Origin of the sequence: Paraburkholderia sp. J10-1, assembly GCF_905220165.1 — a bacterium.
In the GTDB taxonomy this organism is placed as follows: domain Bacteria; phylum Pseudomonadota; class Gammaproteobacteria; order Burkholderiales; family Burkholderiaceae; genus Paraburkholderia.
In genome coordinates this window covers 411,030-422,259 of record NZ_CAJMYW010000007.1, presented here as the reverse complement: position 1 = coordinate 422,259, position 11,230 = coordinate 411,030, and the positions used below count along the sequence as shown (strand labels likewise).

Sequence of the window (11,230 nt, the reverse complement as noted above, 5' to 3'; positions counted from 1 at the left end):
TCCCAGCTGCCGCCCAGGTAGCTGAAGCGTTTGAATTTCACGCCGCCGTACGAGGTCGAGAGATCGACGAGATTGGTGTGGCCGCGCGGATTGACCTTTGTGAAGCTGCCTGCCTGAAGCACCGCGTTGGACACGTCCTTGCTTACGAGCGAGGCGCCGAGGAAGGTGGGCGGCAGCGCGCGGTTGTCGTGCGGCTCGAAGAACGGGTTGTCCGAGACCATTTGCAGACCGTACTTCGCGACCGTATCGGAAACGCGGGCCTTGACGTCCCAGATGCCGGGGTAGGCCCACGCCAGCTGGTTCGAGCCGCCGCCATCCTTGCCCACGTGCACCATGTTCCCCGCGCCCTGGCCGCCGTCGAGCTTCAGCGCGCCGTAGAGCGACGCGTCAAGGCCGAGACCGATGGGCCCCTGCGTATAGCCCGACGTGTAGTCGAGCATCGCGCCCTGCACCCACGCATGGCGATGCGGGCCGCCTTCGTTGTCGAAGTGGTCGAGGTAGTTACGCAGGTTGAGGGTGAGGCTGCTATCCGCGATGAAGCCCTTGCTTTGCGACTGGCTCGACTGTGGCTGCTTCGGGTTGTCGGCTCGCACTGCCTGGTCGGCGTGCTGATCCGGCGAGCCGGATGCGAGGCGGTCGACCGCGTTGGGCTCCACGAGCGGGTCGACGCGCGGCGCGTGCATTTGCACGGCGGCTGAGGAGGGTTCCGCCTGGGTCGCAGCTTGTGCGTTTGCTGGCGCGGCGCTGTTGGACGATTTGCGGCGCGCCTTGTGCCGGGTCTTTTTCGGTTTGACTGGCCCGGCTTGCTGAGCTTGCACTTGCGCAGCGGGCTGCCCGCCCGTTGTGTTCTGCTGAACACTTGTGGTTTGTGCAACCGCTGCAAGGCTGAGCGGCAGGCCGAGCGCGAGTAGCGCAAGTCGCGCGCCGCGGCTCTTGTCTCTGTGTTCTCTTTTCATCATGTCTCCCTTCGTGTGGTTGTCGTTGATTCGCAATCGATAAGGAATGCGAATCGATGGTGACGCCCGCCGGCATGCGTGAAGCGGGTATTTCAGTCGGCGGTGGAATGGCCGGCTGTGCGCGGGTGCCAGCAGGCGACGATCGAGCCACCGGGGCCGGTGGCGGCCGGTTCAGGCGCCGCAGCAGCGCACTGGGCCGAGGCCTTCGGGCAACGCGTGCGGAATGCGCAGCCCGAAGGCGGATTGAGTGGCGAGGGGATCTCGCCGCGTAGCAGCGGCGCGTGACGCTCGCGGGCACGCGCCGGGTCGGCCACCGGTACGGCGTCGAGCAGTGCGCGCGTGTAGGGGTGCGCGGGCTCGTCGTACACCGCCTCGCGCGTGCCGAGTTCCATGACGCGGCCGAGGTACATGACCATGACGCGATGGCTGAGCGTCTTGACCACGGCGAGATCGTGGCCGACGAAAAGCAGCGAGAGCGAGAGGTCGCGTTGCAGGTCGCGCAGCAGGTTGACGATCTGCGCCTGAATGGAGACGTCGAGCGCGGAGACCGGTTCATCGCAGATCACGAGCGCGGGCTCGCCGATCAACGCGCGTGCGATGCCCACGCGCTGGCACTGCCCGCCCGAGAATTCGTGCGCACGGCGTTCGAGGTGATGCGCGTTCAGGCCCACGCGTTCTAGCATCGTGAGCACCCGGCGCGCGATCTCCTTGCGGCCCAGGTGCGGTGCATGCGTGCGCAAGGGTTCGGCCACGATCTCGGCGATCGACATGCGCGGATCGAGCGAAGCGAGCGGGTCCTGGAAGATCATCTGTACACCGCGGCGCAGCGCGCCGAGGCGCCGTTGCGCCCCGAAAACGGTTTCTTCGCCTCGCCAGGCCACGCTGCCCGAAGCGACCGGCGAGAGGCCGATCGCGGCGCGCGCGAGCGTGGACTTGCCGCAGCCCGACTCGCCCACGAGCCCGAGCGTTTCTCCGCGGCGCAGATCGAACGAGATGCCGTTCACGGCGCGCAACTGCGCTTTCTGCCACGGCCACGGACCGCGTGCGACGCGAAAATTCACGGCAAGGTCGCGTACGCGCAGTAGCGCGTCGTCAGGCACGTCATGCGCCTTTGCGTCATGTGTCATGCGCGTGCTCCCAGTTCGGCGCTATCGCCAATGGGTAGATGGCACGCCCGCGAACGCGAATTGGGCGGCGCACCGATGGATTCGAGCGGCGGCGTCTGCGTGTGGCATCGCTCGAGCGCAGCCGCGCAGCGAGGCGCGAACGCGCAGCCGGCGCCGCCGCTGCCCGGCATGGGCGGATTACCCGGGATCGTGCTCAACGGCGCGCCGCCTGGCGCATCGAGGCGCGGCCGCGCCCCCAGCAGTCCTGCGGTGTACGGATGCAGCGGATGCGCGAACAGATCGCGCGCGCTCGCCTTCTCCACTGTGCGGCCCGCGTACATCACCATGACGTCGTCGCAAAGCCCGGCCACCACGCCCATGTCGTGCGTGATAAGGAGAATGGCCGTGCCGCGCTCGCGATTCATCTCGCGCAGCAGCGCCATGATCTGCGCCTGAACGGTCACGTCGAGCGCCGTGGTCGGCTCGTCGGCGATCAGCACATCGGGCTCCATCATCAGCGCCGCCGCGATCAACACGCGCTGGCGCATGCCGCCCGAGAACTCGTGCGGATACATGCCGATACGCCGCGGCGCGTCGGGAATGCGCACGCGTTCGAGCGCTTCGATCGCGCGCTGGCGGGCCGCGCGCCGTGTGACCTTGCGATGCAACTGCAACGCTTCGGTCATTTGCCGTTCGACGGTGAGGAACGGGTTCAGCGAGGTCATCGGGTCCTGGAAGACCATGGCGACGCGGTCGCCGCGAATGCGGTTGAGCGCGCGGGGCGTCATGGCGAGCAGATTCTCGCCGCTCAGGCGTGCGTGACCGGTGGCGCGGCCATTCGAGGCGAGCAGCCCCAGCAGCCCCATGACGGTTTGACTTTTGCCGGACCCCGATTCGCCGACGAGACCGAGCGTGCCGCCGGCATCGAGCGAAAACGACAAGTCGTGCACGACCTTCACGGGCGGCCCGTCGCGGCGCTCGAAGCGCACGCTCAAGTCCTGGACTTCGAGCAGGGCCATGTCAGCGCTCCCGTGGGTCGAGTGCGTCGCGCAGACCGTCGCCGACGAAGTTCACGCAGTAGAGCGTGGCACAGAGCAGCACGGCAGGGCAGAGCAGCAGCCACGGCATGGCATCGAGCTTCTGCGCGCCGTCCTGGATCAGCACGCCCCAGCTTGTCATGGGTTCCTGGACGCCAAGGCCGAGAAACGATAATACGGATTCCGTAAGAATAATTGCCGGTACCGTGACCGTGGCGTAGACGGCGACGATGCCCGCGAGATTCGGCACGATATGGCGCGCGATGATTGCCGCGGGCCGCACGCCGATGGCGCGCGCGGCGTCGACGAATTCGCGCGAGCGCAGCGATAGCGTTTGCCCGCGCACCACGCGCGCCATGTCGAGCCACGAAAACGCGCTGATGGTGAGCACGACGAGCGAGAACGCGCGCCCGAACAGTGTGACCATGAGAATGGCGATCAACATGTAGGGGATCGCGTACATCATGTCGACGACGCGCATCATCACGGCGTCCACGCGGCCGCCGAGATAGCCGGCCGTTGCGCCATAGATCACGCCGACCAGCGCGGAAACGAAGGTGCCGAGCAGCCCCACCTCGAGCGAGACGCGCCCGCCAACCAGCGTGCGCGCCAGCAAGTCGCGGCCCAGTTCGTCGGTGCCGAACCAGTGACCGCCGTCGAGCGTGGGGGCGAGGCTAATCGAGCTCCAGTCGTTGTCGATGGGCGAATGAGGCAGGAAGAGAGGACCTGCGAAGCAGGCGAGCGCGATGAGGGCGAGCATGACGACGCTTGCGAGCGCCGCTCGGTGCCGCACGAAGCGCGCCAACGCGGGCGGCGTGCGGCGCTTCTGCGCGGTGGCGGCTGGCGCAACGAGACCAGGTGCGTTCATGGTGGCGGAGCCTCCGTTAATAACGGACTAGTAGCGGATGCGCGGATCGAGCCACGCATACGCGAGATCGACAAGCAGATTGAAGAGCACGGCGCAGACCGTGGTGAGGACGACCAGGCCGAGCACGAGCGTGTAGTCGCGGTTGACCGCGCCGTTCACCACCAGTTGCCCGAGGCCCGGGAGCGCAAAGACCGATTCGGTGACGACGGCCGCCGTGATCGACGAAATGCAGACGGGGCCGAGCAACGAAACGACGGGCATGAGCGCGGGGCGCAGGGCGTGGCGCAACACGATGGTGTGCCCGGGCAAGCCCTTGGCGCGCGCCGTGCGGATAAAGTTGCCGGAGAGCACCTCGATCAGGCTGCCGCGCATGACGCGCGCGATCGCGGCCATGTTGATGATGACGAGCAACGCGACGGGCAGCACTCGGTGACGCCAGTCGCCGTCGCCCCAGCCGCCTGCGGGCAAGAGGCCGTTGCCGTCGGCCGATTTGAGAAGGATAGCGAAGCAAAGTACGAGCGCCGGACCTAGCACGAATGGCGGTACGACGTTGCCGAGATTGCCGAGCAACATCACGGCATGGTCCACCACGCTGTTGCGGCGCACGGCGGCGAGCGTGCCAAGCGCCACGCCCAGCAGGACCGCGAGCGGTATGGAGATGCCACCAATGCCGAGGCTCACAGGCGCGGCCTTTTTCACGAGCTCGTTGACCGACCAGTCGGCGTAGCGGAACGAACTTCCGAGGTCGCCATGCAGCAGCGTGCCGAGATAGCGCAGATACTGCTGCCATAGCGGCTCGTCGAGGTGATAGCGCGCGTTGAGATTGGCCATGACCGCGGCGGAGAGGCGTTTGTCGGTGTCGAACGGACCACCGGGCGTGAGATGCAGCAGCAGAAAGCAGGCGGTGATGACCGCGAGTACGGTCGGCACCGACCACAGCACGCGGCGCAAGGTGTAGGCGAACATGGGTGGAGGCCTGCGTTAGTGCTTCAGGATGTACATGTCCTGGGTGGCGCGCGCGTCGATGTAGTTTGTGAGCGAATAGCCACCAACGAATGGTTTGACGAGCCGGGCGGCCGAGTACTGGAACATGGGCAGTAGCGGGTAGTCGTTCATCGCCAGTGCGAACGCCTGCGTGAGCATTGCCTGGCGCCTGGTCTCGTCGCTCTGGAGGTTGGCTTCGACGGCGGTGGCGTCCGCTTTCGTGTTGCAGTTGCGCTGATCGTTTTGCGGACTGTTGCACTGCACGAGGCTGTAATACGTCATCGCGTCGTTATAGTCCGCGAACCAGCCGTTGCGCGCGACCTGGTACGTGCCATCATGGCGCTGCTTGAGCAGCACCTTGAACTCCAGATTGTCGAGCTTCGTGTCGACCCCCAGCTTGGTGCGCCATTCGCTCGCAGCGAAGAGCGCGACCTTCTTGTGGAGATCGTTGGTGTTGTAGGTGAGCGTGATCGTGAGCGGCTTCGCATCGGAAACGCCCGACGCCTTGAGCAGTGTGCGCGCGGTGTCTATACGCTTGGCCATTGGCCACGAAGCCCAGTCTGGCGTGTATTGATCTGCGCCTTTGGTGCCTTTGACGATGAGTCCGTAGGCGGGCGACTCCCCGCTTTGCGTGATCTTCGAGGTAAGCAGGTCGCGATCGATCACCATCGAGAGCGCTTGACGTACACGTGGGTCGCGGAGTGCTGGATCGGCGTTGTTCAGTGAGTAATAGTAAGTCGCGATACGCAAGCCGGCCTTGATATCGGCACTCATGGTCCTGGAGATCTGCGCGTATTGTCCGGAAGGAATCGTGAACGTCATGTCGATCTGGCCCGCCTGGTACATTCGCATGGCGGTTTCGTCGCTTTCGATCGGTAGCCATGTAACCTTGGTGATGGCAACGTGGGCCGCGTTCCAGTAGCGCGGGTTCTTCGTGAGGACGATACGATTGTTCGGTTGCCAGTCGGCGAGGACGTAAGGGCCGTTGCCTAGGAGGTTGCCGGGACGCGTCCACGAGGCGCCGAACTTCGCGACCGTCGAACGGTCGACAGGCGCCATTGATGAATTGGCGAACAATTCGGTGAGAAATGGTGTGGGCGCTTCGGTTTTCACCTCCAGCGTGTAGGGATCGATGGCGCGCACGCCTAGTGTGGAGGCTGGCTGCTTGCCGGCAATCACGGCTTTTGCGTTCTTCAGAAATTCGACGGCGATGGTATAAGGCGATGCGGTTTTCGGGTCCGCCATGCGCTGCCAGGCATAGACGAAATCGGCGGCCGTAACGGGGCGGCCGTCGCTCCATTTTGCTTCGCGGCGTAGTTTGAATATCCACGTATCGGGGGCGGGGCGCGTCCAGGTTTCCGCCACGCCTGGCACGACAGTGCCCGCCGCGTCGAGACGTGTCAGACCTTCGTAGAGATCAAGGCCGATTAGATTGGCAGAATACGATTCGATGTAGGCGGGATCGAGCGATTCGACTTCGGCCTGATTTTGCCGCGTCATCTCCTGCTTCGCCGCGAGCGCGGTGCCCGGAGCAATCGTGACGGCTCGAACCTGAACGGACTGAGCGAGCGCGAACGCCATGAGCGTCGCTGCGAAGAGAGATGAGCGTGTCATTGGGTCTCCTGATTAATGATCGTTTTGCGACGCAGGATCGCGCGGCACAGGCAGCTACGCCGTGACGATACGGCCTGAGCCTGGCGTGGCGATTACTAGCCTGATGGGCGAGTCGGGGGCGATTATTGGAAGCGGCGCAGGGCTTGTCAATCGGTGAGGATGCGCGCGGAGATTCGGATTTCTCCTATGGCGAAGAGCCTTGTGCGCGAGGCGCTTTTCCAGCGCAAAAATAAGCCGTTGAAATTGCAATTAATATTTTTGGCGCGAAAGAGAAAGCGTGTTCGGACGAACATCGTACGCGCATGAGATACGCGGCGCGGCGCCCGGGCTGCCGTGCAGGAGCTTTGCGGTCAATCAACTATATGAACGGCGCGCAGCCTTTAGCGAATGCGTGACGAAGAATGCGCCACGCATTGCAGAGGTCGTTTTCCACCGCGCGGGTCGATCAGCAGGCGCTCTCTTCGCCAATCGCGCAGGGCCTGAGTTAGGTGCCCATCGGCACGACGGGCAGTCGGCCCACGCACGACGATGCGGCCCTCGCGTGTGTCGATGCGCCGACCTGCGTCGCGCTTCGTCAGCCAGAAACCGGCTATCGGCCACATAGGGGCACTCAATTGGGGCGTGTCATGAGTTACGTATATATTAAAGGCCCCCCGCACGCGAATGGAGGAAACATGAGCTCGCCAATCGACTCGCCCACGCCCAATTCTGCAAAATGTCCAGTTCACGCCGAACCCAAGCCCGTAGCCGGTACTGGCACGGGAAACCTCGACTGGTGGCCTAACCAGCTACGCGTCGACCTGCTGAACCAGCATTCCAACCGCTCCAATCCGCTGGGCGAAAGCTTTGACTATCGCGAAGAGTTCAAGAAGCTAGACTACAGCGCGCTGAAGGCTGACCTCAAAGCCGTACTGACCGACTCTCAGGAATGGTGGCCGGCCGACTGGGGCAGCTACGCTGGCCTGTTCATCCGCATGGCCTGGCACAGCGCGGGTACGTACCGCATGGTGGATGGCCGTGGCGGCGCCGGTCGCGGCCAGCAGCGCTTCGCGCCGATCAATTCATGGCCGGACAACGTCAGCCTCGACAAGGCGCGCCGGCTGCTGTGGCCCGTCAAGCAGAAGTACGGCCAGAAGATCTCGTGGGCCGACCTGATCGTGCTGGCCGGCAACGTGGCTCTCGAGAACGCGGGCTTTCGCACTTTCGGTTTCGCCGCCGGCCGCGAAGACGTGTGGGAACCGGATCTCGACGTGGACTGGGGCGATGAGAAGAAGTGGCTCACCCACCGCAATCCGGAGACGCTGGCGAAGAACCCGCTTTCCGCCACCGAGATGGGCCTGATCTACGTGAACCCGGAAGGGCCGAACGCCAGCGGCGACCCGGTATCGGCCGCCCCGGCCATACGCGCTACGTTTGGAAACATGGCGATGGACGACGAGGAGATCGTCGCGCTGATCGCCGGTGGCCACACGCTCGGCAAGACCCATGGCGCGGGCCCGGCCACGAATGTGGGCGTCGACCCGGAAGCCGCGCCGCTCGAAGCGCAAGGTCTTGGCTGGTCCAGCAGCTACGGCTCGGGCGCGGGCGAGGATGCGATCACGTCCGGCATCGAAGTGATCTGGACGCAAACGCCGACGCAGTGGAGCAACTACTTCTTCGAGAATCTCTTCAAATATGAATGGGTGCAGACACGCAGCCCGGCCGGCGCCATTCAGTTCGAAGCGAAGGATGCGCCGGACATCATCCCCGACCCATTCGACCCGTCGAAAAAGCGCAAGCCGACGATGCTGGTCACCGACCTCACGCTGCGCTTCGACCCCGCTTTCGAAAAGATCTCACGCCGCTTCCACGCGGATCCGCAGGCCTTCAATGAAGCGTTCGCGCGTGCGTGGTTCAAGTTGACGCACCGCGACATGGGACCGAAGGCGCGCTACCTCGGCCCGGAAGTGCCGAAGGAAGATTTGCTCTGGCAAGATCCGCTGCCGGCACCCACTCACAATCCGGGCGCCGCCGACATTGCCGATCTGAAAGCGAAGATCGCCGGGTCTGGGTTGTCGGTCAGCGAACTGGTTTCGGCGGCATGGGCGTCGGCCTCGACGTTCCGCGGCGGCGACAAGCGCGGCGGAGCCAACGGGGCGCGCCTCGCGCTGGCGCCGCAGAAGGACTGGGCAGTCAACAAGATCGCCGCCGGCGCGCTGCCGAAACTGCAGGCCATCCAGCAGGCCTCCGGCAAGGCGTCGCTCGCCGACGTGATCGTGCTGGCCGGCGTGGTCGGCATCGAGCAGGCTGCTGCGGCGGCCGGCGTCAAGGTCGACGTGCCGTTTGCGGCGGGCCGCGTCGATGCCCGCCAGGACCAGACCGATATCGAAGTGGTTGGACTTCTCGAGCCGCTCGCCGACGGATTCCGCAACTATCGCGGCGAGCAAGGCGGCGCCACGACCGAGGCCCGGTTGATCGACAAGGCCCAGCAACTCACGCTGACGCCGCCGGAACTGACCGTGCTGATCGGCGGGCTGCGCGTATTGGGCGCCAATTTCGACGGTAGCGGCCACGGTGTGCTGACCGACCGCGTGGGCGTGCTCAGCAACGACTTCTTCGTCAACCTGCTGGATATGCGCACCGAATGGAAGCCCACCGACGCGACGGCTGAGTTGTTCGAAGGGCGCGAGCGCAAGAGCGGCGAAGTGAAGTACACCGGCACGCGCGTCGATCTGCTGTTTGGCTCCAACGCCGTGCTGCGCGCGCTGGCCGAAGTGTATGCGAGCAGCGATGCCCAGCAGCGGTTCGTCAAGGACTTCGTCGCGGCGTGGACGAAGGTCATGAACCTGGATCGCTTCGACCTGGCGTGATGGTGTCCTGATGATGGTCTGAAACCTGCCCCGGCAAGCGGCTTACGCTGCTCGCCGGGGCTCCCTCCGCGTTTGCGCGCCGTCCCGCCCGGCGTGCCGTTCAGGATGCGCGCGTCACACTTGCGGCCGGTGTGCCGTGTGCTGTCCGCACCTCTTCGACAATGCGTCCGCCTTCGAGCCGGATATACCGGTCGGCGGCGCTGAAGTAACGGTCGTCATGCGAAATCACGATCAGCGTCGTGCCCTGTCGTTTCAGGTCCGGCAAAATCTCGGTATAGAAAATGCGGCGGAACGTCGGGTCCTGATCGGCTGCCCACTCGTCGAGCACCATCACGGGTCTGCCTTCCAGATAAGCGTGCACGAGCGCCAGCCGCTTGCGCTGTCCGGTGGAGAGATCCGTTGTACTGAACGTGCCGTCTTCCCGAACCGATACCTTGTGAGTCAGCGCCAGCCGCTCCAGATAGCGCTGCGCGTGCGTTGCGGGCTTGTCTTCGCCCGGCAGCAAGGTGTCGAAAAGATAGTAGTCGGAGAACACCGCCGAGAAGAGCTGGCGGTAGGCATCGATCTCGTCCGCACGCAGTGGTTCGCCGTCGACAAGCATTGCGCCGCTGTCCGGTGTATAGAGGCCGAGCAACAGCTTGATTAGCGTGGTCTTGCCGCAGCCGTTCTCGCCGACGATGAAAAGCGTTTCGCCGCGCTGAACGGTGAGCGACAGCGGCCCGAGCGCGAACCCGGCGGCGTCGGGTTGCTCGCCTGCGAGGCCGTCGTCGAGCGGTGCGGGAAAGCGGTAAGTGACGTCGCGCAGCGTGAGCGTCGAGAAAGGTCGGTCGTGGCTGCGAGTGAATGCGCGCGCGTCGAGCAGCGCCGGCTCGCTGCTGGAGAAGCGTGCGGATAGTTCGGCAATACGTCTGAACGCAACTTGCGCACGCCCGATGGACGGCAGCGCGCTGACGATCTCCTGAATCGGTCCCTTCATGTAAAGCAGAACCAGCACGAATCCGGTCAACACGCTGCGATCCGCATTTGCGGAGCCACTCTGCAGCACGAGCATGAGACCGACCACGACGAAGAACAGCAGCGAGCCGAACGCATTCGCGCTCACGAACACATTCGCGGCGCGCACGCGCAGCCGGAAAATCGCGTCGATCGTGCCGGACAGCTCATGGCCGTAGACGAATACGCGGCGCTCGCGGTTGATGCGCAGCTCTTTTGCGCCGTCCACGAGCGCACGATAGTGCTTCTGCAGACGATCTTCGGCTTCGCGCGCCGCGCCGAAGCGGCGGATCCCGACGCGCCTCGCGAGCGACTGCGCGACCGAGCCGAGCGCAATGGCTGCGAGCGCGATCAGCAGCAGTGTCGGCGAGAGCACGAACAGATAGCCAAGACAGCCGACGATGGTGGCGGTTGCAATGGCGAGGCTCGAGAACAGGAACGAGAACGCGCTGATCGTATCGATGTCCTGATTGAGCGCGGCGATCAGCCGGTGGCTGCGAAACTGTTCGATTTCGCTGATCGGCGCCGCAATGATTTTCGCAGTCAGGTTCTTGCGCAACGCTGCAATCACGCGCTGTCCGACGATGTTGTTGCCGATGTCCGAGATCACCTCGCCCGCGAGCGCGAGCGCGCAGAGGGCGGCGAAACTCGCGACGAACGTGGTCAGCGAAGCGGCGGCGCCGTGCAACGCGCGATTCGTGAGGGCGAGCAGCGCCGCCGTGGCAATGCCGCTCGCCGCGCCCATGAGCGTCGCGAGCGCCGAGATGGGCCACAAGCGGCGCAGCAGGCGGAACAGGTCGGCAAGCATCGTTTTCTCCTTCGT

8 protein-coding genes are annotated in these 11,230 nt (G+C 64.8%); 1 reads left to right on the top strand and 7 read right to left on the bottom strand.

What is annotated here, in order from left to right; translation table 11 throughout:
* The 6 genes from U5A65_RS23530 to U5A65_RS23505 form a co-directional block, all read right to left on the bottom strand.
* Nucleotides 1–959: OprD family outer membrane porin (locus tag U5A65_RS23530; protein ID WP_321947661.1), on the bottom strand; the 959-nt coding region annotated here is incomplete at its 3' end.
* A gap of 89 nt (nucleotides 960–1,048) precedes the next feature.
* Nucleotides 1,049–2,083, bottom strand: coding sequence for an oligopeptide/dipeptide ABC transporter ATP-binding protein (locus U5A65_RS23525; RefSeq protein ID WP_321947659.1), 1,035 nt, complete (start codon nucleotides 2,081–2,083; stop codon nucleotides 1,049–1,051).
* Nucleotides 2,080–3,081 (bottom strand): oligopeptide/dipeptide ABC transporter ATP-binding protein, encoded by a 1,002-nt coding sequence (locus tag U5A65_RS23520; RefSeq protein ID WP_321947658.1) that lies wholly within the window; start codon nucleotides 3,079–3,081, stop codon nucleotides 2,080–2,082. The genes U5A65_RS23525 and U5A65_RS23520 overlap by 4 nt, the downstream gene beginning before the upstream one ends.
* Before the next feature lies 1 nt (nucleotide 3,082).
* Entirely contained in the window at nucleotides 3,083–3,967 is an 885-nt protein-coding gene (locus tag U5A65_RS23515) for an ABC transporter permease (protein WP_321947656.1), read from the bottom strand.
* Nucleotides 3,968–3,994: 27 nt separating this feature from the next.
* A complete protein-coding gene (locus U5A65_RS23510) occupies nucleotides 3,995–4,933 on the bottom strand; it encodes an ABC transporter permease subunit (RefSeq protein ID WP_321947654.1) in 939 nt (312 codons plus the stop codon).
* A gap of 15 nt (nucleotides 4,934–4,948) precedes the next feature.
* Nucleotides 4,949–6,565, bottom strand: coding sequence for a peptide ABC transporter substrate-binding protein (locus U5A65_RS23505; RefSeq protein ID WP_415765454.1), 1,617 nt, complete (start codon nucleotides 6,563–6,565; stop codon nucleotides 4,949–4,951).
* Between the two features lie 674 nt (nucleotides 6,566–7,239).
* Here U5A65_RS23505 and katG point away from each other — a divergent pair.
* Complete coding sequence (katG, locus tag U5A65_RS23500) at nucleotides 7,240–9,414, top strand: catalase/peroxidase HPI (RefSeq protein WP_321947652.1); 2,175 nt, start codon at nucleotides 7,240–7,242, stop codon at nucleotides 9,412–9,414.
* Between the two features lie 100 nt (nucleotides 9,415–9,514).
* Here katG and U5A65_RS23495 read toward each other — a convergent pair whose 3' ends face one another.
* A complete protein-coding gene (locus tag U5A65_RS23495; RefSeq protein ID WP_321947650.1) occupies nucleotides 9,515–11,215 on the bottom strand; it encodes a cyclic peptide export ABC transporter in 1,701 nt (566 codons plus the stop codon).
* Nucleotides 11,216–11,230: the final 15 nt, after the last annotated feature.